Source organism: Flavobacterium sp. (assembly GCF_044348915.1).
Classification (GTDB): domain Bacteria; phylum Bacteroidota; class Bacteroidia; order Flavobacteriales; family Flavobacteriaceae; genus Flavobacterium.
This window is the reverse complement of the sequence record NZ_JBIKRX010000038.1, coordinates 1-25,357: the sequence shown is the minus strand read 5'-3', so window position 1 is coordinate 25,357 and position 25,357 is coordinate 1. Positions and strand designations below refer to the sequence as shown.

15 protein-coding genes are annotated in these 25,357 nt (G+C 36.2%); 5 read left to right on the top strand and 10 right to left on the bottom strand.

Going from position 1 to position 25,357, the window contains the following annotated elements:
• Positions 1 to 135 precede the first annotated feature (135 nt).
• From ACIQ1E_RS08230 to ACIQ1E_RS08220, 3 genes are read left to right on the top strand one after another with little or no spacing between them, the layout of a single operon-like run.
• Positions 136 to 4,479, top strand: a complete 4,344-nt coding sequence (locus ACIQ1E_RS08230) for a CusA/CzcA family heavy metal efflux RND transporter (protein WP_396170411.1) — start codon at positions 136 to 138, stop codon at positions 4,477 to 4,479.
• A gap of 10 nt (positions 4,480 to 4,489) precedes the next feature.
• A complete protein-coding gene (locus ACIQ1E_RS08225) occupies positions 4,490 to 5,608 on the top strand; it encodes an efflux RND transporter periplasmic adaptor subunit (RefSeq protein ID WP_396170409.1) in 1,119 nt (372 codons plus the stop codon).
• Positions 5,609 to 5,637: 29 nt separating this feature from the next.
• A complete protein-coding gene (locus ACIQ1E_RS08220; protein WP_396170408.1) occupies positions 5,638 to 6,147 on the top strand; it encodes a hypothetical protein in 510 nt (169 codons plus the stop codon).
• Between the two features lie 91 nt (positions 6,148 to 6,238).
• Here ACIQ1E_RS08220 and ACIQ1E_RS08215 read toward each other — a convergent pair whose 3' ends face one another.
• The 7 genes from ACIQ1E_RS08215 to ACIQ1E_RS08185 form a co-directional block, all read right to left on the bottom strand.
• Entirely contained in the window at positions 6,239 to 8,029 is a 1,791-nt protein-coding gene (locus ACIQ1E_RS08215; RefSeq protein ID WP_396170406.1) for an acyl-CoA dehydrogenase family protein, read from the bottom strand.
• Positions 8,030 to 8,052: 23 nt separating this feature from the next.
• Entirely contained in the window at positions 8,053 to 9,234 is a 1,182-nt protein-coding gene (locus ACIQ1E_RS08210) for a thiolase family protein (protein WP_396170404.1), read from the bottom strand.
• Between the two features lie 61 nt (positions 9,235 to 9,295).
• Positions 9,296 to 9,655, bottom strand: coding sequence for a four helix bundle protein (locus ACIQ1E_RS08205; RefSeq protein ID WP_396170402.1), 360 nt, complete (start codon positions 9,653 to 9,655; stop codon positions 9,296 to 9,298).
• Between the two features lie 47 nt (positions 9,656 to 9,702).
• Entirely contained in the window at positions 9,703 to 12,093 is a 2,391-nt protein-coding gene (locus ACIQ1E_RS08200; RefSeq protein WP_396170399.1) for a 3-hydroxyacyl-CoA dehydrogenase/enoyl-CoA hydratase family protein, read from the bottom strand.
• 75 nt (positions 12,094 to 12,168) lie between these two features.
• Positions 12,169 to 12,600 carry a MarR family winged helix-turn-helix transcriptional regulator gene (locus tag ACIQ1E_RS08195; protein WP_396170398.1) on the bottom strand — a complete coding sequence of 144 codons (432 nt, stop codon included), beginning with the start codon at positions 12,598 to 12,600 and terminating at the stop codon, positions 12,169 to 12,171.
• A 119-nt stretch (positions 12,601 to 12,719) separates the two neighbouring features.
• On the bottom strand, positions 12,720 to 13,103 hold the full coding sequence (locus tag ACIQ1E_RS08190) for a hypothetical protein (protein WP_396170396.1): 384 nt from the start codon (positions 13,101 to 13,103) through the stop codon (positions 12,720 to 12,722).
• Positions 13,104 to 13,275: 172 nt separating this feature from the next.
• Positions 13,276 to 15,048 carry an AMP-dependent synthetase/ligase gene (locus ACIQ1E_RS08185; RefSeq protein ID WP_396170394.1) on the bottom strand — a complete coding sequence of 591 codons (1,773 nt, stop codon included), beginning with the start codon at positions 15,046 to 15,048 and terminating at the stop codon, positions 13,276 to 13,278.
• 382 nt (positions 15,049 to 15,430) lie between these two features.
• Between ACIQ1E_RS08185 and ACIQ1E_RS08180 the strand changes: the two genes are divergently transcribed.
• Complete coding sequence (locus tag ACIQ1E_RS08180; protein ID WP_396170392.1) at positions 15,431 to 17,575, top strand: serine hydrolase; 2,145 nt, start codon at positions 15,431 to 15,433, stop codon at positions 17,573 to 17,575.
• Between the two features lie 183 nt (positions 17,576 to 17,758).
• On the opposite strand, the gene purL is transcribed toward ACIQ1E_RS08180, so the two are convergent.
• Together purL and ACIQ1E_RS08170 are read right to left on the bottom strand one after the other, a co-directional pair.
• Positions 17,759 to 21,430, bottom strand: coding sequence for a phosphoribosylformylglycinamidine synthase (gene purL / locus ACIQ1E_RS08175; RefSeq protein WP_396170390.1), 3,672 nt, complete (start codon positions 21,428 to 21,430; stop codon positions 17,759 to 17,761).
• 79 nt (positions 21,431 to 21,509) lie between these two features.
• Positions 21,510 to 23,042 carry a hypothetical protein gene (locus ACIQ1E_RS08170; protein ID WP_396170388.1) on the bottom strand — a complete coding sequence of 511 codons (1,533 nt, stop codon included), beginning with the start codon at positions 23,040 to 23,042 and terminating at the stop codon, positions 21,510 to 21,512.
• Positions 23,043 to 23,209: 167 nt separating this feature from the next.
• On the opposite strand from ACIQ1E_RS08170, the gene ACIQ1E_RS08165 reads away from it, so the two are divergent.
• Positions 23,210 to 24,409, top strand: coding sequence for a CotH kinase family protein (locus ACIQ1E_RS08165; RefSeq protein ID WP_396170386.1), 1,200 nt, complete (start codon positions 23,210 to 23,212; stop codon positions 24,407 to 24,409).
• 79 nt (positions 24,410 to 24,488) lie between these two features.
• Here the strand turns inward: ACIQ1E_RS08165 and ACIQ1E_RS08160 are convergent.
• On the bottom strand, positions 24,489 to 25,357 hold an 869-nt coding region (locus tag ACIQ1E_RS08160), incomplete at its 5' end, for a reverse transcriptase domain-containing protein (RefSeq protein ID WP_396170384.1).

Here is a 25,357-nt window from a genome sequence, read left to right as displayed (position 1 = left end):
AGATACAATAGAAGGTCAAATATGGGGACAATCTTCGATGTGTTAATGAAAAAGATGGTGAAATTTGAATAAATATCAATAAAATCAATAGATAACAAGGGTGCTCTAAGCGCCTATACCTAAAAGAAGAAATTTATGCTGGAGAAAGTTATTGCATTTAGTCTACGAAATAAACTCATTATTTTACTCTTCACGCTTTTGATTTTTGGATTTGGAATTTTCTCCATTACCCAAATTTCTATCGGTGCTGTTCCTGATGTGACCAATAATCAGGTTCAGGTGATTACTACTTCCCGAAATCTTTCGACACAAGATATCGAACAATTTATTACGTATCCTGTCGAAATTGAAATGGCTAATTTGCCCGGAGTACAAGAAATTCGCTCCATTTCAAAATTTGGATTATCGGTGGTAACCATAGTTTTTGATGATGATTTAGGAACCTATCTTCCTCGCCAACTAATAGCTGAAAAAATCAAAACGGCTTCCGAGAAAATTCCGCAGGGTTTTGGAACTCCCGAAATGGGGCCAATTACCACTGGTCTGGGTGAGATTTACCAATATACTTTAGAAGTAAAACCAAACTTCAAATCCCAATACTCCGTTACCGATTTGAGAACCATTCAGGACTGGGTTGTCAAAAGACAATTATCTGGTATCAAAGGCGTTGTCGAAATCAATACTTGGGGAGGTTACCTCAAACAATACGAAATTGCCATCGTTCCTTCCAGTTTGAAAGCAATGAACATCAATACTTTGGACGTGTTCAATGCCTTGGAAAAAAACAACAGCATTGCTGGTGGCGCTTACATCGAAAAAACGAATCAAAGTTATTTCATTCGCGCCGAAGGAAAGGTAAAATCTATTCAAGACATCGAAAATATCGTGGTCAAAAACACGAATGGTTTACCGGTTTATGTCAAAAACGTGGCGCAAGTTCGCTACGGAAATGCCAATCGTTTTGGAGCCATAACGGGCAACGGCGAAGGAGAAAAAGTCTTGGGTCAAGTGATGATGCTTAAAGGTGGCAACTCGAAACAAGTAATTACGGATGTCAAGAATAGGGTTGCCGAAATTCAAAAACGTTTGCCAAAAGGCGTTTACATCAATGGCTTTTTAGAGCGAAGCGAATTGGTCGGAAAAACAACATTTACCGTTGCCGAAAACTTGATTTTAGGTTGTTTGATTGTGATTTTTGTGGTTGTTTTATTATTGGGCAATTGGCGCTCGGGTTTGGTTGTCGCTTCGGTGATTCCGCTGTGTTTGCTTTTTGCGATTTCATTGATGAATATTTTCAAAATTGATGCTAACTTGATGAGCTTAGGTGCCATAGATTTTGGTATCATCATCGATGGAGCAGTGATTATAGTCGAATTTATTGCGTTTCAAATTGCTCATAAATCCAAAGGCTTGGCACTCTTATCCAAAGATGACCGCCAAATTGAGATTGACCAAATCACTTACAGTAGTGCTTCTAAAATGATGAATTCGGCCATTTTTGGGCAATTGATTATTCTGATTGTTTTTATCCCAATTCTTTCGTTAACCGGAATTGAAGGCAAAATGTTTAAACCAATGGGAATGACTTTTAGTTTTGCTTTGGTGGGAGCGATGTTGCTTTGTTTTACTTATGTTCCCGTTGTTTCGTCACTATTTTTAAAACCAACGGAAGAAAATCCAAAATCAATATCCAACAGATTAATTCAAATGATGCAATCTTGGTACATTCCCGTAATCACTTGGGCTTTGGCCAATACCAAAAAAGTATTGTATGCTGCATTAGGCTTATTGCTTGGTGCTATGGCATTGTTTACAACGATGGGAGGAGAGTTTATACCCACTTTGGACGAAGGCGATTTTGTCATTCAACCCGTTTTAAAAACAGGAACGTCACTGTCAAAAACGATTGCCACAACGACTAAAATCGAGCAAATTATCCTAAAAAACTTTCCCGAAGTCGAGCAAGTGGTGAGCAGAATTGGTGCAGCCGAAGTACCAACCGACCCAATGAGTATGGAAGAAAGTGACATTATCGTCAAGTTGAAACCAAAATCGGAATGGGTTTCCGCTTCCAGTAAAGACGAATTGGCCGATAAAATAAAAGCGGCAATCGTGCAACAAATTCCTAATATGGATATCGAGTTCACACAACCTATCGAAATGCGTTTCAACGAATTAATTTCGGGAACACGGTCTGATGTGGCCGTAAAGATTTTTGGAGAGGATTTGGAAGTATTGGCGCACAAAGCCATTGAAATCAAAAAAGCCATTCAAAATGTCGAAGGCGCATCGGATGTAATTATCGAAAAAACAGAAGGATTACCCCAAATGGCAGTTAGTTATGATCGTTCGAAAATTGCACGTTACGGTTTGAATATTGCCGATTTGAATGAAATTATTGCTCTTGGTTTTGCTGGAAAAACAGTTGGAAATGTTTTTGAAGGAGAAAAACGTTTTGATATGGTTATTCGTTTAGACAAAACCAATCGCCGAGATATTGAAGATTTACGAAATTTGTATGTTTCGGTTCCAAATGGAGAGCAAATTCCACTAAGTGAATTGGCTAGCATTGAATATACCGAAGGACCTGCAAAAATTTCTAGAGACAATACTAATCGCAGGATTGTGGTTGGAATCAACGTGAGAAATCGAGATTTGCAAAGCGTTGTGCTTGATATTCAGAATATTGTGGCAAATAAAATAAAGCTGCCTGTAGGTTACAGTGTGAGTTATGGCGGACAATTCGAAAACCTTCAAAGTGCCAAAGCACGTTTGGCCATAGCGGTTCCAATCGCTTTATTCTTGATTTTTATCTTGCTGTATTTTGCTTTTAGCAGCGTCAAAGAAGCCCTGATGGTGTATTCGGCCATTCCGCTTTCGGCAGTGGGAGGCGTGTTGTTTTTATGGTTGCGGGATTTGCCTTTTAGTATCTCGGCAGGTGTTGGTTTTATTGCACTTTTCGGAATTGCGGTACTCAACGGAATTGTATTGATAGAACATTTTAAAGAATTAAAACACAGCGGGATAGAAGATATGGACGAATTGATTTTGAGAGGCACAACCGATAGATTGCGTCCCGTAATCTTAACGGCTGCTGCCGCTGCTTTAGGTTTTTTACCGATGGCTATTTCATCATCAGCAGGAGCAGAAGTGCAGCGACCATTGGCGACAGTGGTTATCGGTGGTTTGATTACCGCTACGATTCTGACGATGGTGGTTTTACCTATTTTGTACAAAGTTTTCGATGGAAAAGAATTCAAAAAAGCCAAATTTAAAATTCATAAAAATAGAACCTTTCTTATTCTTGGATTGCTATTTACCTCTTTTGCTTTTTCTCAAAATTCAGTTTCTAATACAAACGAACTAGATGTTTTGATTGCTAAAGCTATGGAAAACAGTAAAGGAATAAAAGCGGCCCAATTGCAAGTAGATAAATCCAAATCCAATATCAATAATGCCTATTCTTTTGACAAAACCAATGTGTATTATAGCTATGATCAGAATAATTTGGCCTTAAATAACCTTCCTTTGAAGGTTATGGGAATACAACAACGTTTTGCTTTTCCCACTGTTTATGGTGCGCAAAAAAGTGTTTATTCAGCCGAATATGAGAAAGAAAAAGCTAGTTTTGAAATTCTGAAAAATAGACTGAGCCTCAACATTTCCAATACGTACTACCAGATAGTATATTTGGCACACCAAGAAAAATTGTATCGGTATTTAGACAGTTTGTACCAAAATTTTTCTAAAGCCAGCGACAGAAGATTCGAATTGGGAGAAACCAATTATCTTGAAAAGATTACGGCTCAAGCCAAATTCAGAAAGATAAGTACCACGCTTTCGCAAATTGAAAATGAGAAAAAAGCACAATTTGAGATACTGCAGTCACTAGTGCAATCAGAGGATAAAGTAGTGATTATTAATAAGGAAATCCATCCGATTCTGAATGGAACAAACGAAACGATTAAAGCACTTTATTCGTCTTATTTAGAAAGCATTACTAATAATTATAAAAATCAAATCAGTTTACAAAAACAACATTGGTTACCCGATTTAAGCATTGATTATTTTCAAGGTACAAATAGTGGTTTGTCACAATCTTTATATGGCTTTCAGGTTGGGGTGGGAATTCCTTTATTTTATTTTGGTAACAAAGCCAAGTCGAAAGTAGCCCAATTGGAATTGCAATCTTGGGAACAGCAAAAACAAAATGAAGAACAAAAAATAGACAAATACATTAGTCAAAAAATAATTGAATTGGCCAAATACCAGGAAGCCATCAATTATTACAATCAATACGGAAAAAAACTATCGGATGAAATCGTCAAAGTAGGAAATCGAAGTTATCAACAAGGCGAAATAGATTTCTTTCAGTACATCCTAAGTTTAGAAAACGCAACATCTATTCAAGTCGATTATTTAGACAATGTTTTGCAATTCAACAAGGTCCAGTTAGATTTACAATATCTTAATTTTTAAAATGTTACCAATGAAAAAAATCATATACACCCTAGTCATAACCTCACTTTTACTCGCTTGCAAGGATTCAAAAACCGAAGAACTGAATCCAAAAGATAATGGTTTAATTACGGTTAGTGCTGCTCAATTTCAATCGTCAGGAATGGAAATCGCAAGTCCAGTTGAACAGGATTTTGATGTAACTATAAATATTTCTGGAAAAATTGACGTTCCACCTCAAAACAGGGCAAAAGTGACTTCATTTATTGGAGGATATGTCAAAGCTACTCAACTTTTGGTTGGCGATAAAGTAACTAAAGGTCAAGCCCTTTTAACTTTGGAAAACACGGAATATCTCGATATTCAAAAGGATTATCTTGAGGTGGCAGAGCAAATTAAATATTTGAAATCGGAATTCGAAAGACAAAAAACACTTTACGACGAGAAGATAAGTTCCCAAAAAAATTACTTAAAAGCCGAAAGCGATTATAGAAGAACATTGGGAATGTACCAAAGTTTAAGAGCTAAATTGCAATTGTTGAACATCAATCCAAGCAATGTCGAAAAGGGAAAATTGACATCGGTTGTTACCGTTTATGCTCCAATTACCGGAGACATCGTCATTATGAATGCCAATGTGGGAATGCCTGTTGCGCCATCGGACGTGATGTTGGAAATTGTCGATACCAATCATTTACACTTGGAATTAGCAGTTTTTGAAAAGGATATTTTAAAGGTAAAAGTGGGGCAAAAAATCAGTTTTACAGTGCCAGAAGCTACCAAAGAAGTTTTTGATGCTGAAGTGCATTTGGTTGGAAAATCAATCGAAGGGAATGATAGAACCATCAATGTTCACGGACATTTAGATGATAATATCAAACAAAAGTTACTTACGGGAATGTTTGTGGAGGCCAAGATAAAGATTAATTCAAAGAAAGGATTGGCCATTCCTTCGGATGCTTTAATTTTTGAAAACAACAATAATTTCGTACTTTTATTGGATAACGATAAAAACAACAAATTTTCATTTAGAAAAGTGGCTGTTGTAGTAGGCGAAAAGTCTGAAAAAACAGTCGAAATTATTCCTAGTGATCAAATAAACGCTTCTTCAAAAATACTGGTAAAAGGTGTTTTTGATTTGGCAGAATAGTAAAAATTTTAACTTTAATTATATTAATTATGAACGACGCACATTTACACATGGTAGTAAACCATTTTCCAATTATTGGAACTATTTTAGGACTAGGAATTCTAATTGCAGGAATTTTTTTTAAAAGCAATTCGGTAAAAAGCACCGCTTACGTTTTGTTTGTTGTAGCAGCAATTTTTGCTGCATTTAGCATGGTAACAGGAGAAGGAGCAGAGGAATTGGTAGAAGATATGCCTTCAGTAGGAAAACAAATCATCCACGAACATGAGGAAATGGCCGAGAAACTGGCTATTGTTTTATATGCTTTGGGAGTGATTGCTCTTATTGGTTTGTTTATGAATTATAGAAATCATGTTAATGCTAAATTTGTTTCTTATGTTGCAGTTGTAGTGGCAGTCATTGGAGTATTTTTTGCACAACAAACAGGCACAACTGGTGGAGAAATTCGTCATACTGAAATTAGAGCGAATTATGTGCCAGGAGTCGAAGGAGGTCAAAATAGTTCAGTAGAGAAAGATCATAGCGAAGAAAAAGAATAATTTTTCACCATAAGTTGTAGACAAAAAGAGAGGCCGATATTCAAATCATCCTCTCTTTTCTCACAAATTAAATCAACTAAACTATATTTTATCAGAAACAATACTCGTTTTCATTTACTAATTTTGTGGTAATTGTTTCTCTTAAACCAATGATATTAGGCATATTGGTATATTTAGTAAAACGTCTTAAGCCCATCAACATCATACGTTGTTCATCGCCTTCGGCAAATGAGATTACGCTTTCTTTTCCTTTTTGAGTGACAACATCTACAGCTTTATAAAGATACAATTTGGCCATTGCAATTTGCTCTTTTACCTGATCTTCGCCCATTTTTTTTGCTAATTTTTCTGTTCTTAGAATGGTCGATTCAGCCATATATATTTCTATCAAAATATCAGCAGCGGCAATCAACAATTGTTGGTGACCTTCTAAATCTGGCCCGTATTTTTGAACAGCTCCACCAGCAACCATTAGGAATGCTTTTTTCAATTTAGTCAGCATTTCTTTTTCCTCAGCAAATAATTCAGAATAATCAGGAGTGTCGAAGGATGGAATTCCCATCAGTTCTTCCTGAACTTTTGTAGCTGGTCCTAATAAATCAACGTGACCTTTGAATGCTTTTTTGATTAACATTCCGACCGAAAGCATTCGGTTGATTTCATTGGTTCCTTCATAAATTCTGGCAATTCTAGCATCGCGCCAAGCGCTTTCCATTGGAGTGTCTTCTGAAAACCCCATACCTCCAAAAATTTGAATTCCTTCATCGGCACAGTTTTGAACGTCTTCAGAAACCGCCACTTTCAAAATAGAACATTCTATAGCATATTCTTCAACTCCTTTCAATTCTGCTTCCTGGTGTGAAGTTCCTTCAGCTTCTCTGGCTGAAATTCTGTCTTCAATATCTTTGGCCGCTCTGTACGTGGCACTTTCTCCTGCATAGCAAGAAGTAGCCATTTCAGCCAATTTATATCGAATAGCGCCAAACTGTGAAATGGCTGTGTTAAATTGAAATCTCTCGTTAGCATATTTTACTGCGCCAGAAGTAACTCTACGTTGCGCGTCTAAACAAGCTGCTGCTAATTTTATACGTCCAACATTCAAAGCGTTCATCGCAATTTTGAAACCATTTCCTCGTTCAGAAAGCATATTTTCAACGGGCACCTTTGTATCCAAAAAGTATACCTGACGAGTAGAAGAGGCTCGAATTCCTAATTTGTGCTCTTCTTCACCCATTGTAATTCCGTTATTTGGGTCGTTTTCTACGATAAAACCGGTGATGTTTTTGTCGTCTCCAATACGCGCAAAAACTATAAACAATGAGCAAAATCCAGCATTTGAAATCCACATTTTGCCTCCAGTAATTTTATAGTGAGTTCCATCATCAGATAAAACCGCTTTTGTCTTACCTGAATTCGCATCCGAACCAGCACCAGGCTCAGTTAAGCAATAAGCACCGAACCATTCGCCTGAAGCTAATTTAGGTACATATTTTTGTTTTTGTTCTTCGGTGCCGTACAAAGTAATTGGCATTGTTCCAATTCCTGTATGTGCTCCAAAAGCAGTTGAAAATGAACCTGTTGCTCCGGAAATATAATCACAAACCAAAACTGTGTTTACAAATCCCATACCCATTCCGCCATAAGACTCAGGGACGGCAACACTTAAAAAACCCATTTCTCCAGCGTGTCGCATTGTCTCTTCTGTAAAAGCATAGTCTTTGCTTTCGAAACGGATTTTGTTAGGCCAAATTTCTTTGTCGACAAATTCCTTTACAGAATCACGCATCATTAATTGCTCTTCATTGAAGTCTTCTGGAGTGAAAACATCTTCACATTTTGTTTCTTTTACGATGAATTGACCACCGCGTGTTTTATCTGCCATAACTTTATTTATTGATGATTTTTTTATAATAATTCGAAAATTCCCGCTGAACCTTGTCCAGTCCCTACACACATACTCACAATGCCATATTTACTACCACGATTTTTCATTTCGTCGAATAGTTGAACCGATAATTTTGCCCCAGTACAACCCAACGGATGTCCTAATGCAATAGCACCGCCATTCACATTTATGATATCAGGATTTAAGTTCAATTCCCTGGTAACAGCAAGAGCTTGTGAAGCAAAGGCTTCGTTCAATTCAACCAAATCTATATCATTTAAAGTCAAACCTGCTTGTTTTAGTGCTTTCGGTATCGCTTTTACTGGTCCAATTCCCATAATTCTTGGTTCAACTCCTGCTGAAGCGTAGTTAACCAATCGTGCAATAGGAGAGAGATTTAGCTCTTTAACCATTTCTTCGCTCATAATCAAAACGAAGGCTGCTCCATCGCTCATTTGGGACGAATTCCCTGCAGTTACAGTTCCGTCTGCAGCGAAAACCGGTCTTAATGCAGATAATGCCGCAATAGACGTACCGGCTCTCGGACCTTCATCTTTGTTAACAATATAGGATTTCGTTTCCTTTTTTCCATTTTCATTGATGAATGTTTGTTCTACAGAAATGGGAACAATTTGCTTATCAAATTTTCCCTCAGCTTGCGCTTTCAATGCTTTCATATGCGAATTGTAAGCAAACTCATCTTGGTCAGCTCTCGAAATGTTGTATTGTTTGGCAACTGCTTCTGCTGTTAATCCCATTCCCCAATAATAATCTTCGTGGCCGTCTTTGGCCAAAGCATAATCAGGTGTTGGCTTGTAACCACCCATCGGAATAAAACTCATACTTTCGGCTCCACCAGCAATAATACAATCGGCCATTCCGGATTGGATTTTAGCGGTTGCCATCCCAATAGTTTCTAATCCAGAAGCGCAATATCGGTTCACAGTTACTCCTGGAACATCGGTAACTTTTAATCCCATCAAAGAAATTAATCGACCCATATTCAATCCTTGCTCGGCTTCTGGCATCGCATTTCCAACCATTACGTCGTCTATGCGAGTTTTGTCGAATTCAGGCAATTCATTCATCATAAATTGAATGGTTTCTGCCGCCAATTCATCCGGACGTTTGAACCGAAATAAGCCTTTAGGAGCTTTTCCTACGGCAGTTCTGTATGCTTTTACTATATAGGCTGTTTTCATAATTTTTCTATTTGTATATTGTAGTATTGTATATTATATACTGAAAAGACTGTTTAAACAATTACAATTTTTTTTCTATTGAACTTTTAAGTTTAATCGTCATATTTTGAATATGTTGTATTTCTGCTTCAAGGAAATTAAAATCTTCTTGATTTATAAAATTTAAATTTTTGCAAATAATTAATTGCGTTTCAAACTCAAATGCAGAACCAAGTGAAATGCCTAAAAAATTATTAAAATCTTTATCAGTATTTCTTCCGCAACCTTCTGAAATATTTGATGGTATTGAAACGGCACAGCGTCTTATTTGTGATGTTAACCCATAGATTTCTTCTTTTGGAAAGCTTTGAGATTTCAAATAGGTATTAGTTACAAGTTCAATTGCTTTTTGCCAAACTTTCAATTCTTTGAAATAGTTCATTCTTTTCTTTTTTTACATTATACAATTTTACAATATACATTAAACAATTAATTCCTCAACGGTTTCCCTTTGGTTAACATAAATTGAATTCTCTCTAATGTTTTTCTTTCTGTGCAAAGCGATAAAAACGCCTCTCTTTCTATATCTAATAAATATTGCTCACTAACCAACGTAGGTTCCGATAAATCACCACCAGCCATTACATAAGCCAATTTGTTAGCAATTTTCTTATCGTGTTCAGAGATGTATTTTCCAGCTTCCATTTGGTCCGTTCCTACTAAGAACATTCCCAAAGCTTGTTTTCCTAAAACTTTCACGTCATTTCTACGAATAGGTTGGGTGTATCCGGCTTCAGCCATAATTAGTGCGTGTTTTTTAGCTTCGGCAATTTGACGGTCTTTGTTGACTACAACAACGTCTTTTCCGTGTTGTAGAATCCCCAAGTCAAAGGCTTCATAGGCTGAAGTAGACACTTTGGCCATTGCCACAGTCAAGAAATATTCTTGTAAAACATTCAATTCGACATCGTTTTTGCGGAATAAATCAGAGGCGCGTAATGCCATTTCTTTCGATCCACCACCACCTGGAATAACACCAACTCCAAATTCTACTAATCCGATGTAAGATTCTGCAGCAGCAACTACTTTGTCAGCGTGCATACTCATTTCGCAAGCGCCACCTAATGACATTCCGTGAGGGGCAACCACGACAGGTATTCCTGAATATCTCACCCGCATCATCGTGTCTTGAAACATCTTGATAGCCATATTCAATTCGTCATACTCTTGTTCGACAGCCATCATAAATATCATTCCGATATTAGCACCCACAGAGAAATTCGCTCCTTGGTTTCCAATAACCAAACCTTGGTATTCTTTTTCAGATAAATCAATGGCTTTGTTAATGGCTTGTAAAACATCGCCACCAATGGTATTCATTTTGGATTGGAATTCTAAATTCAAAATTCCGTCCCCTAAATCCTGAATAATCGCTCCACTATTGCTCCATACTTTTTTGCTTTCGCGAATGTTGTTTAAGATGATGAAAGCATCTTGGCCCGGAACTTTGGTTTGCGTTTTATTTGGAATATTATAAAAATAAGTAGCACCTTCTTTAATAGAATAAAAACTTGAAATTCCAGAGCCTAACATTTCACTAACCCAGGCGGGCGAATGTAAGCCTTCATTTTTTATCATCTCGATTCCGTTTGCCACTCCAATGGCATCCCAAATTTCGAATGGGCCATTTTCCCAACCGAAACCTGCTTTCATTGCATCGTCAATTTTATATAATTCGTCTGCGATTTCCGGAATTCTATTGGAAACATAAGCAAACATTCCAGCGAAACTTCTTCGGTAAAACTCACCTGCTTTATCTTTCCCTTTCACTAAAACCTTGAAACGATTGATCGGTTTATCGATAGTTTTCGTAAGTTCCAAAGTGGCAAAGGAGGCTTTTTTAGCCGGACGATATTCTAAAGTGTCTAAATCTAAAGATAGGATGTCACGTCCTTCTTTTTTATAAAAACCTTGACCTGTTTTGCTGCCTAGCCATTTGTTTTCCATCATTTTGTTGACAAAATCAGGAAGCTTAAACAATTCGTGTTGTTCGTCATTCGGACAATTTTGATAAATACCGTTGGCAACGTGCACCAAAGTATCCAAACCAACTACATCCACCGTTCTGAAAGTTGCCGATTTCGGCCTTCCAATAATTGGCCCGGTTAATTTATCAACTTCTTCGATGGTTAACCCTAACTCTTTAACCAAGTGAAATAAACTTTGGATTCCGTAGATTCCAATGCGGTTTCCAATGAAAGCAGGAGTATCTTTGGCTACAACCGAAGTTTTTCCTAAGAATTTCTCTCCGTATATGGTAAGAAAATCCAAAACTTCAGTTGAAGTTTGAGGACCAGGAATAATTTCAAATAATTTCAAATAACGAGCTGGGTTGAAAAAGTGTGTACCACAGAAATGTTTCTGAAAATCTTCGCTTCGTCCTTCGCTCATAAAATGAATCGGAATTCCAGAAGTATTCGATGTAATCAAAGTTCCTGGTTTGCGGTATTTTTCTATTTGTTCGAAAACCATTTTTTTGATATCCAAACGTTCTACAACTACTTCAATAATCCAATCGACATTGGCTAGTTTTGCTATATCATCCGTGGTATTCCCTGTCGTGATTCGGCTTGCGAATTTTTGACTATAGATAGGAGAGGGCTTCGACTTTAATGCATTTTGAAAATGATCGTTGACTAATCGATTGCGTACAATTTTACTGTCAAGAGTTAAACCTTTTTTGGATTCCATTTCGGTAAGCTCGTTTGGAATAATATCCAAAAGAAGTACTTGAACCCCAATGTTGGCAAAATGACACGCAATTCCAGAACCCATAATCCCGGATCCAATAACTGCAACATTTTTAATAGTTCTTTTCATTTTAAACGGTTTATAGTTTTTTGTTTATAGTTGTAATAGGTAAACTGTTCATTTTAACAAAAGTCATTTCTTGAATTAAAATATTTTCTTATCACTGATTAATTCGTTGATAATTTCTGAAACTTCGATAAAATTTTTAAGCTGTTCACTGGTAACATTTTGTTTTACTGTATCGTTGAACTGAAGCACCGTATTTCTTGATAATTCCCTTTTTTCTTTTCCAAAATCCGTCAAGTAAATTAAAACACCACGTCCATCAACTGGATTTGGTTTTTTATAAATCAAACCTTTTTCTTCCATATTTTTTAAGGTCCTGGTCAAACTAGTTGCTTCCATACCCATCTTGGGTCCTAGGGCTGTCGAAGGAGTACCTTCTTCTTTGTCCATGCTTAATAAAGCAAAACCAGTCGCCATCGTCGCTCCATATTTGGTAGCTTCTTCATTGTACATTCTGGATACTGCTTGCCAAGTGGCACGGAGTATATAGTCAATTGTTTTTTCTTTCATATTTTTACTATAACGATTTCAAAGATAATAAAAAATACTATGCACGCATAATAAATTTGATTTTTTAACAAAAAAAAACTCCTCAAGAAATTAAGGAGTTAAAATTATAACTGAATTTACTATTTCATTTTACCAAGAATGAATGCAACGGCGGCTCCGGCTAAGGCACCCATTACAATTGAAATTACAACATCTAAAGCAATATTCTGATAATTAACTGCCTTATTGGAGTACATGAAGAAATTCATAGACAAACTGGTAAAAAATCCAATAATTGCACCAGCTTTTAACCCGGTTAATGGCATAGTGATGCTTGCCCACTTTGTAAATATAAAAGCAACAAAAAGACCTGAGGTCAAACATCCCAAAAAGGTAAGAACTAAATTCATCTCTTCGCCTTCTGGGTAAATGTCATTAAACAACATTCCATAAAACACCCAACCTAAAAGGAAGTTTACAATTCCTCCCACAATACCTGCAACTAGAAAATTTTTTACATTCATAATTTTTGATTTAATTGGTTAATAAAAAAAGTATTAAAGTTTAAAAAACAGATTAATCAAATGCTAAAAACAAAACCCTATTTTAAGTAGCTCTGTAGTTATTATTTCTTTCAATAATATCCATTTACATATCTAGTTTTTGGCTAAAGGGGCATTTGTATTTAAAAAATTTCTAAGAATAAATTTTAGTATATAAATCACTATATTTTTCCATAACAATTTTACGTTTTAATTTCATAGTAGGAGTAAGGTGACCTCCATCTATGGACCAGACATCTGGCGTTAATTCGAAACGCTTGATTTTTTCCCAGTTCCCAAATTTTTCATTTAATCTATCCACTTCGTCTTGAATACGTTCAATAACTTTAGGATTTGAAATAATTTCTACATTGGTTTTGCCAACCGTTATTCCGTGAAGTCTTTCCCATTCTTTTATAAATTCAAAGTTGGGTTGAATGAAAGCAGCTGGCATTTTTTGGCCATCACCAATAACCATTATTTGTTCTATGAAACGAGATTGTTTCATAGCATTTTCTAATAATTGTGGGGAGATATACTTTCCTCCAGATGTTTTAAACATTTCTTTCTTTCGATCCGTAATTTTAAGAAAATTATCACTGTCCACTTCTCCAATGTCGCCAGTATGAAAATAGCCATCAATTATAGCTTCATTTGTCAGTTTTTCGTCCTTATAATAACCCATCATAACATTAGGTCCTTTGCAGAGAATTTCACCATCAGAGGCAATTTTAATTTCGACATTATTTATAATTCGTCCAGCTGTTCCAATTTTGAATCCGTTATTTCTTTGATCATTTACTGAAATAACTGGTGAAGTTTCAGTCAAACCGTAGCCTTCCATTACTGGAATCTCTGCAGCAGCAAATATCCGAGCCAATCGGGGTTGCAAAGCAGCACTTCCGTTTACAATCAAGTTTAATCTTCCACCAAGCCCTGCTTTCCATTTGCTGAAAATTAATTTTCTAGCTAACTTTAGTTGTAAATTATACACAAATCCGTTACCTCCATTTGGTTCATATCGCAAACCTACTTCAACAGCCCAAAAGAATAGTTTTTTCTTAATTCCTTTAAGTTCTGAGCCTTTTGCTATTATTTTATCATATACTTTTTCAATTAATCGAGGAACACCAGTCATTACTGTTGGTTGCACTTCTTTTATATTGTCTGAAATTTTTTCTAGGGATTCGCCAAAATAAATAGAGCAACCCATAAATTGGTATATATAGGTAACCATTCGTTCGTAGATATGGCAGATGGGTAAAAAACTTAAAGCGCGACTTTCTCCAGCTGCAAAAGGAATTCTATCAGCAGAATCTAAAACATTAGAAACGATATTGTTGTGAGAAAGCATAACCCCTTTTGGTTGTCCAGTAGTTCCAGATGTGTAAATTATAGTAGCTAACTCTTGGGGTTCTACATTGCTTTTTCTATTTTCAACTTCCTCTTGGTTCGAGGGGTCATTGCCTAAAACAAGCAATTCATTCCAGTTTTTGCAACCATTAATTTCATTAAAGGAGTATATTTCTTTCAGGTTGGGAACATTTTGTTTTATAGCATTAAGTTTAGTCAAAACCTCATTATCAGAAACAAAACAATATTTGGCCTCAGAATGATTCAAAATATATTCATAATCATTTTCAGAAATAGTAGGATATATTGGCACATTTTGGGCACCCGTTTGAAGAATCCCAATATCCATTATATGCCACTCGGTTCTATTATTACTTGAAATAATAGCAATTTTATCATTTTTATTGACTCCCATTCGCACTAATGCTCTGGAAATAGCATTGGCTTTGGCAATATATTCTTCTGTTGAAGTTTTTACCCAAACCCCATTATACTTGGTTACCAATGCATCCGGAATGTTGTAATGCTCTAATTGGTAATAGGGAAAATCAAATAATCGTGTGATTTCTGTCATTGGTGTTTTTGTTTTATACTGCAAATTAGTAAAAAAAACGATATTTTTATCTTTTTAACAAAAAAAAAGGAATCGAAATAAATCAAGTCTTTAAAAAAAATGTTTTGTTCAGAGATATTACTACTTCATTTCAACTTTTAAACTTGAGATTATTCAATGTTTTTTGCTGCATTTTAGGCTTTTGTTTATTAGTATAAAAAATATAAATGCAAAACCTGCATTAGTATTGTGTTGATAATTATATTAAAATAACACATATTATAAATAATATTGAGGATCTAATTTTTTATTTTTTTTAACAAAAAAGACTATTATTGTTTAAAAATTATAATATATTTGTCTTTTCACTTATTTAAAAATTAAAGAAAAATCCCTAAATTCTATGTTGAAAACTACCTTACTTACTCTAGTACTTGCAATAAGTATCTTTGCAACAGCTCAAAATTTTCAAACAAAACTTCAAACCGCTCTAGCCAATGCTTGGAGTGGAAGTGGATTACCCGGAGTTTCGGTAACAGTTGTAACACCCGATCAAGGAATGATTTATGCCTCTGTAGGTATTGGAAATGTTTATACTTCCTCAGCAATAATTCCTGCAACAACAAAATATAGAATTGCAAGCGCCTCTAAAAACTTCACTGCTGTTTTGATAATGAGATTGCAAGAGGCTGGATATTTTAATATTAATGATAAACTAGCAGATCATTTAATTATTCCAGGTTTGGCAAATGGAAACAGTATGACAATTTTACAACTTTTGAATCATACAGCAGGAGTTGGTGATTATTTAAATGAATCAGGTTGCGGTTTTAATTCATCTGCTGTTCCTGACAAATTATTTACCAATGAAGAAATAGTTGGTTTCATCAATAATTGTCCATTAACAACTTTTGCACCTGGTTCTAAATATGGTTATTCAAATGGTGGTTTTTTTATTTTAGGAATGCTAATAGAACACAAATTAGGCCTTCCATTAGATGTTGCTATGCAAAACTGGATTTTCACACCTTTAGGATTAACAAATACTTTCTTGGATTTGACCAGTTTGACAACTAATAAAATTCCACTTTTGGCAGAAGGAACAAGGGCTTACAACTATTCTCCAACTTCTGTAAAAGCGGCGGGAGCAATTGTGTCTACCACAGAAGATATGGCTAAATTCGAAAAAGCTATTTTTGGGGGTACTTATTTGACCACTGCATCTGTAAATGCAATGATTACGCCATCAGCACTCAATTCAGCTTATGGGTTAGGAACTAGACTTTATACTTCGGGAGCTGGAGTAAAATACCACGGACATACAGGGACTATCTTAGGATATGAATCTTTTATGTATTATGTTCCAACAATGAATTTGTCGGTTGGAATGTCTACTAATGCTTATTCATCACCTTATTGGTCAAATATAAGAACTGCCATATATAATGTAGTAGAGCAAGAGTATATAAACTATTGTATTACTAATAATTGTAATGCTCCAGCTGCTCCAATTACGACAGCTCCATCCGAAGAACAAACTAATGTGGCTAGTCCTGTGAATATGGCTTGGACTAGTAATGAAACAACTGCTGAATATAGAGTTCAAGTTTCTAAAACAAAAACGGGATTTACGGCAACAACTGGTTTTACAACAGCTTCAGGTCCTGACTCAAATGTGGTGGTGAATGCCTTAACGAATAACAAAACTTTTCTTTGGGCGAATTCTGGTACAGGAGTTTTTGAAGCGCCAATGGCTGCTACAACTTATTATTATTGTGTAAAAAGCACAAATACAACCACAGGTTCCTCAAATTATTCTGCTTTAAAAAGCTTTACAACTAGTTCAAGCCCTGATTGTATTCCACCAACTGAACCAAATATTTATGTTGACAATTTAAATACTACTCTTACTGGCGCTTGGACTGTAACAACAGCTACAGCTGGCTATTATGCTACAAACTACATTCACGATGGAGATGCGTTGAAAGGGACAAAAACAGTAACATTTACACCAACAATTGCAAAAAGAGGAAAATACGAAGTGTATACTCGACATGTTGCTGGAACTAATAGATCAGATGCTGTGCCTTTGGACATATATCATGAAAATGGGATGAATACCGTCGCAGTTAACCAAAAATTGAATAATAATACTTGGGTTTCATTGGGAAGATTCAACTTGAATGAAGGAACAACAAATAAAGTTGTAATTCGTACCGATGGAACAACTGGGGTCGTAATTGCCGATGCTGTTTGGTTTAAATTCATAGATTGCTTGCCTTTATTAGCGATTAGTGATTTAGATATTATTAAGAAAGAAATTAGTATCTATCCTAATCCTACAACAGGGCTGATCAATATCGAAAATGGCACAAACGGAAAAGCAAAAGTGATTATTTATAATATTCTAGGACAAAAAGTTCTGGAAAAATCATTGGATGAGGAAACGCTCCAACTCGATTTAAGCGGAAACAAGCCTGGTTTGTATATTGTAGAAGTAGTTTATGACGATCAAGTAATTACTAAAAAAGTCATTCTTAAACCATAATAAAATAATCAATCAGTAAATTAAAGCTACCTAAATATTTATTTGTAGGTAGCTTTTTATTGGCTATTGTTAGTTTTGACTAGTCCTAAATAATCGATACAGATTATTTAGACTAGTCAAGACACAAAAAAACTCATTCGATTATAGGAATGAGTTTTTTTGAATTTATACCATTTGAAAGAATTAGTGTTTATCAATCCACAATCTAGCATTCACAAAAGCTTCGTGCCAAGGAGAGACTTCGTCGTTTCTGTCATTTGGATAATGCGCCCAGTTCCATTGAAAAGTCGAACGCTCAATGTGTGGCATCATCACCAAGTGGCGACCTGTTGTATCGCATAGCATAGCGGTATTGTAATCAGAACCATTTGGATTGGCAGGATAACTGTCGTAACCGTATTTCCCAACTATGTTGTAGTTTTCTTCTGCCATTGGCAAATTGAATTTTCCTTCTCCGTGTGAAACCCAAACTCCTAGAGTGCTTCCTGCCAAAGTGGATAACATCACCGATTTGTTTTCTTGTATTGTCACCGAGGTAAAGATGCTCTCGTGTTTGTGACTGTCGTTATGTAGCATTTTTCCGTGTACTTCGTGCTCTGGATTAATTTTTTCCAGTTCCATCAACAATTGGCAACCGTTACAAATTCCAACAGACAAAGTGTCTTCTCTTTTTAGGAAGTTGTCTAAAGCTGTTTTTGCTTTTTCGTTGTATAAAAACGCTCCAGCCCAACCTTTTGCTGAACCTAAAACATCCGAATTAGAGAATCCTCCAACAGCTCCAATAAACTGAATATCTTCCAGATTTTCACGTCCCGAAATCAAATCGGTCATATGAACGTCTTTTACGTCAAAACCTGCCAAGTACATTGCATTTGCCATTTCACGCTCGGAATTACTCCCTTTTTCACGGATGACAGCTGCCTTTGGACGTGGTTTTGAATTGTCTATTACAGGAGATTTTCCAGTGAAATGCGTTGGAAAAGTATAGTTTAAGGCTTGATTTTTGTAATTCTCAAAACGGGCTTTGGCTGTTCCGTTTTTGGCTTGTTTTTGGTCTAATAAGAACGACGTTTTAAACCACATATCTCTGTATTTGGCAATATCTAATTTACAAGGACCAAAATCTAAAGTAGCTTCAGTTGTTGCTTTTCCTAATTTGTAGAAAGAAACAGCTTTGTTATTCAAGACCTTTTCTACTAAAGTATCGTCTTTGGCTTGGAAAACAACCGCTATATTTTCAGAGAATAAATATTTGATAATGTCTTTTTCTTCAAAAACAGAGAAGTCGATTTTAGCACCTAAATTCACATCGGCAAAACACATTTCTAATAAAGTAGTAATCAAACCACCGCTTCCAATATCGTGACCTGCCAAGATTTGATTATCTAAAATCAATTCTTGTAAAGTATTGAATGCATTTTTGAAGAAAGCAGCGTCCTTGATAGTAGGAGCTTCGTTACCAATACTATTCAAAGTTTGAGCAAAAGAAGAACCTCCTAATTTAAATTCGTCTTGGGATAAGTTGATATAGTAAAAAGAACCACCGTCTTTTTGCAAAACAGGCTCTACTACTTTTCGAATATCGGTACAGTTTCCAGCGGCTGAAATAATGACCGTTCCTGGCGCAATTACTTCATCGTTTGGATATTTTTGTTTCATTGAAAGCGAATCTTTTCCAGTTGGAATGTTGATTCCCAAATCGATGGCAAAGTCTGAACAAGCCTCCACAGCAGCATACAATCGTGCGTCTTCTCCCGAGTTTTTACAAGCCCACATCCAGTTTGCAGAAAGAGAAATTCCTTTAATTCCGTCTTTTATAGGTGCCCAAACTATATTCGATAACGATTCAGCAATCGCTGTTCTAGTTCCTGCAACGGGATCAATCAGGGAAGCGATAGGGGAGTGGCCAATTGAGGTCGCAATTCCTTCTTTTCCTAAAAAATCCAAAGCTACTACACCACAATTGTTCAAAGGCAATTGCAATGGTCCAGCGCATTGTTGTTTCGCGACTTTTCCACCCACACAACGATCGACTTTGTTTGTCAACCAGTCTTTACAAGCAACAGCTTCCAATTGTAAAACTTGCTCTAAATAACTAGCAATATTTTTTACATCATATTCTAATGCAGGATAATGGTAAGCTACAGTTTTATCTGTCATTACGGTTTTTGGCGAACTACCAAAGAAATCTTCCAAGGCATAATCCATTGGTTTTGAACCAGTAGTTTTAGATTCGAATGTAAAACGATGATCAGATGTTACGTCACCCACTTGGTACATTGGAGAACGTTCGCGGTCGGCAATCTTTTGAAGTAAATCGATGTCTTTTTTACCAATAATCAATCCCATTCTTTCTTGAGATTCGTTACCAATAATTTCTTTAGCCGAAAGGGTAGGATCACCAACAGGCAATTTATCTAAGTCAATCAAACCACCCGTTTCTTCCACCAATTCCGAAAGACAATTCAAATGTCCTCCAGCTCCGTGATCGTGGATAGAAACAATTGGATTGTCATCACTTTCTACCAAAGCACGAATGGCATTGGCAGCACGTTTTTGCATTTCTGGGTTTGAACGTTGTACCGCATTCAGCTCGATTCCTGAGCTCATCGCTCCAGTATCTGCTGAGGAAACTGCTGCTCCACCCATTCCAATTCTATAATTTTCTCCGCCAAGAATAACGATTTTGTCGCCTTCTTGCGGTTTGTGTTTGATGGCTTGATCTAATTTCCCGTAACCAATTCCACCCGCTTGCATAATCACTTTATCGTAACCCAACTTTCTGCCCGTCACACTGAGCTTGTCGAAGTGCTCGTGTTCGAAAGTCAAAACCGAACCTGTAATCAAAGGTTGTCCAAATTTATTTCCAAAATCAGACGCTCCGTTCGATGCTTTAATCAAAATATCCATTGGTGTTTGATACAACCATTTTCTTTCAACCATTCCGTTTTCCCAAGGCTTGTCTTGGTTTAAACGAGAATACGAAGTCATATAAACTGCTGTTCCTGCCATTGGCAACGAACCTTGTCCACCTGCTAAACGGTCACGAATTTCTCCTCCTGAACCTGTTGCAGCTCCGTTGAAAGGCTCCACTGTGGTTGGAAAGTTATGCGTTTCTGCTTTCAAAGAAATAACCGAATCAAATTCTATGATCTGGTAAAAATCAGGTTTGTCTGCTGTTTTTGGCGCAAATTGCTGCACTCTTGGCCCTTTTACAAAAGCCACATTATCTTTATAAGCTGAAACAATATCGTTCGGGTTTTCAGCAGATGTTTTTTTGATTAATTTGAAAAGAGAGGTTTCTTTTTCAACGCCATCTATTACAAAAGTTCCATTGAAAATCTTGTGACGACAGTGTTCTGAATTGGCTTGAGAGAAGGCGAAAATTTCAGAGTCTGTTAATTTTCGTCCTAATTTGGTCGCCAAATTATCTAAGTATTCCACTTCTTCGGCACTCATTGACAAACCTTCTGATTGATTGTATGCAGCGATATCGTCAATATTCAGAATAGCTTCGGGTTGAATGTGAATCGTGAAAATATCTTGATTCAACTCGTTATATTTTTGCGAAAGCATCGGATCAAAATCAGTAAAATGAGCTGATACTTTTTGAAATTCTTCGATTCGAATGATTCCAGAAATCCCCATATTTTGAGTAATCTCAACAGCATTGGTGCTCCAAGGTGTAATCATTGTGGCACGGGGACCAACAAAAAAATCCGACAAAACGGATTCTTCTATTTTATTGGCATCGGCAAAAAGCCAATTAAGTTTTGAAATGTCTTCAGTCGATATTTCGTTTTGTGAATGAACTGCAAAAATTGTCTTGCTTTGGTTTTCAAAGAAATGGATCATTGTTTGTGTAGTTTGTTGTATTGCGCTGCAAATTTAGGATAAAAGTTAGTAAGAACAAAAAAACACCCTGCTTAGGGCGCTATTTTTTCGGTGGAAAAGGTTTGTTTTGATAGGCACCTAAATCAGGAGGTGTTGTTCTTGCGTTCCCAATGATATCAACAGGAATAATATAAGATGTATTTCCTTTCGCAAAAGCTGCAGAAGAATTATCAATATTGAGTTTGTTTTGAGTGATATTCAAGAATTTCGGATCCATATTTTGAATTATTCCATTATAATGCACTGGATCTGTAGTGAACTGATATAAGGGGTCATTGGTGTACTGATTTGAAGTATTATTAAACTTAATTAGACAATTGTTAAATTGATAATTAAAAGTTGCCCCTGTTTTTCTATTTAGGATCATTTCATTAGAATAAGAGCCATAAATGATACAATTATTGAATGTGGCAGCTGTCAAATTTTTCACTTCAGGAACAGCACCAATGTAAAAATTACTTACCAATAGTGCCACTTGACTAGAACTTGCCCAATTATTATTCAGCGTGCAATGAGTGAATTTATAATCCCCGCCATAAGTGCAGGCTAAACTGCCTAAACCAGCATTGTTGATCGATAAGTTCTCTCCATTAATTTTTGCTGTTTGAGCTAATATTCCATAATTCGACGAATTATAAACCTGCGTGTTTTTAATTGACACGGTTGTTCCATTATTATTTTGGACCAGTAAACCAATTGTTGCATTTTTTATAGTAAGATGATCTATTTTATGATTTGTACTTCCGTCTGTCAACCAGATAGCTCCCCATTGACCAGGAACTTCAGCAAAATCAGGTTCCAGACGATCTCCCTCAAAAATCACTTCATTCTCAAGTTTGTCTGTTGTTGATATAGTTCCGTTTACGTTTAATGCAGCGTTGCTTGCTAAAATTAGGCCTGAAAATGCGTGAAAATGCACTCTTGCACCTGGATTAAAAGTCACGGTTTTTTTGGATGGTACGGCCGCATAACCATAAATAACGTAAGGCTTCTTATTGGTGAAAATGAGCTCATTCCCATTTACAGGGTCATTTTCATCTAAATAGAAACCGTAAATTTCGTCCTTACCAATAGGAAGTGTTTCTGTTGTTCCATCTGCATTTTTTTTAGGGTAGAGAAAAATCGCATCTTGGATCAAGGTTACCAATTCTACTTTTTGAAGATTGGTTCCACCATCAAATAAAATTTGGTCAATGTATAAAAAATCTTTTGGGCTTGCATCAGCAATATTAGCGGTAGTTTCAATAAAAATATAAAGACTGTCTTTGGCTAAAAGATTTACATTGTTGAAAATTTTTCCTTGATTCCCCAACATTCCGTCAACTGTCATTCTGTACTTAGAATTGAGTCCTTTTCCCAATTGAATGGTAGGAATTGTTATATCATTTTTGCTGTTATTATATACTTTTAGGGTATAAGTACTTGAACCAATATTTGTAAAAACAGTGTCTAAATAGATAGTGTCTCGGGAGAATTTTAAATCCCCGGAACTTGCTACGGTTTCAAAATCTGTCCGGCAAGAACTAAGGGCTATTAGAAAACCAATAAAAAACAAAAATGTAAACTGACGCATTTCGATTGAATTTTTTGTAAAAATAGGAAATTCTTATTTAAAATTATCTGCCTTTTTAAAGTTAAGTCATTTGTTTGAAATTTGACTTTATAAATACTGAGATAAATTACTTAATTTTCTTCAAACTACCTTTATTTATGTACTTTTACCGTTCAAAATTTTTAATTATGAAATTCATAAAGAGTGTTCTAAAATGCCTTAGTTTTTTAATATTTATAAGCTTATTTATCAGTAGTTGCGACAAAAACGAAGCAGAAGTTAGCCCAGTTCCTTCGGATAAATTCACTCTATTTAGACTTGAAGATTTACCCGAAATTAAGCTCACAATTCCATTGAAAGATTGGAATACTCTACTAATAAATTACGACTTAAATTCACAAAATGATAAAAAAGTAGTAGCCTCGTTTTTATTTGAATTGAATGGAAGAAAAGTTAAACTTGATAGTATAGGTTTGCGTTTGCGCGGAAATACGAGTCGCAGACGACCTGAAGGAAATTTTGGTGAGGTACATAATTCTGCTAGTCCTGATTGGCATCATTGCCATTTTGGGTTAGATTTTGCAAAATACAGAGAGAAACAGCGTTTTTCAGATTTAGAAAAGTTAAACCTAAAATGGTTTAAAGATGATGCTAATTATGCTCGTGAGGTTTATTGCTATGATTTATTTGAACGTTATGGAATTTGGACTGCTCCTCAAGCCTCTTATTGCAAATTGACAATTTCTGTTGAAGGAGATTCCAAACCTGCTTACTATGGCGTTTATGGAATGATTGAGAGTGTTGATGAAGTTTTTCTTGCCAATAGAAAAGATAAATGGGGTAGCGCTGTTGGGTTTTTATGGAAAGCGGGTTGGAGTGGTTCATTTAATGCAGATTTTGTTCAAACTTCTAGTATTGGTGTCGAAGATGTAAAATTGGACGCCTCCAAATCCAAGTATTATGCTTACGATTTAAAAACTATAGAAGCAGAACTGGCAACTGCGAAAGTTGAATTAACGCAGTTTATCCAAGAATTAAACGCTCGGACAGGCGATAACTTTAAACTTTGGATCGCTTCAAAAATGGATGTTCCTCTATTTTTAAAAACGTATGCAGTCAATGTAATGGTTGGAATGTGGGACGATTATTGGGTAAACGGCAATAACTATTATTTCTATTTTGCGGGTAATGGCCAAGCTTATTTTATTCCTTATGATTATGATAACACGCTCGGAACCTCCGCAATTATTGCAAATTCGGGTACACAAGATCCCTTGCGATGGGGTCGAATGAATACGCGACCTTTAATTACTAAAATCCTTGAAATACCAGAATATCAGACTCTTTACAAAAGCTATTTGAAAGAGTTAATTAATCCAATCGAGTAGACGGCTCCGCTAGAAACTAACGGAGTGCGCCTCTCACACCACCGAACCCTTCAACTTCGTTCAGGACAGGCCAAGCGGGTCACGTATTCGGCGGTTCGCAAAGTGATGGGTTAAGTTCGATATAAACATCGGTCAATGATTGATAGCCTCGTTGTTTTAGACGTTTCAAGGTAATGGTGGTACTCAAAATCGGACTTTGTGCAATTGCCCAGCCGCCTTTACGGGTACGACTAAAAGCATAAGCGTGGTCTTGGTCAACCCCCAATCGTATGAGATTCTTTCTCTTTCTTTCGGGTTTCTTCCAATCGTGCCAAATGCAATAGCGCAGGCGATTTCTAAGCCAGCCATCTAAATCCCGTAGTTTGCCCATAATACTTGTTCCCCGAAAATAGTTTAACCATCCTCGTTGTACTTCTTTTATCTTGGCAATGCGTTCTTCTAGTTTCACTGGAGCGGTTTTTCGGCTAATGCTTTTGAGCCGTTCTTTGAGTTTGTTCCACGCCTTTTCTGCCACTACCAACTGATATTGGTTTTTGCTTCCTTTCTTGTACGTTGGCACAAATCCAAATCCCAACAGCGTGAAGTTTACAGGACGTCTAATCCCGCTTTTCTCCTCATTGATGGTTAGTTTGAGCTTCGTTTTCAAGAATTTTGCAATAACTTGTGCCGTAGACTTAGCTTGATTTTGTGATTTAGAGTAAATACTAAAATCATCGGCATAGCGTACGAATTTCAGTTTCCGTCTTGTCATTTCTTTATCCAACTCATTGAGTAAGATATTAGACAATAACGGACTTAATGGACTTCCTTGCGGAACGCCTTTTCTTCGTTTTTGCAGTTTACCGTTAATTTGTATCGGTACTCGTAGCCACTTTCGTATCAAGCGCATCGTGGTTTTGCATTTCACTTTTTGATAGACCAAATTTAAAAGCAGACAATGGTCAACTT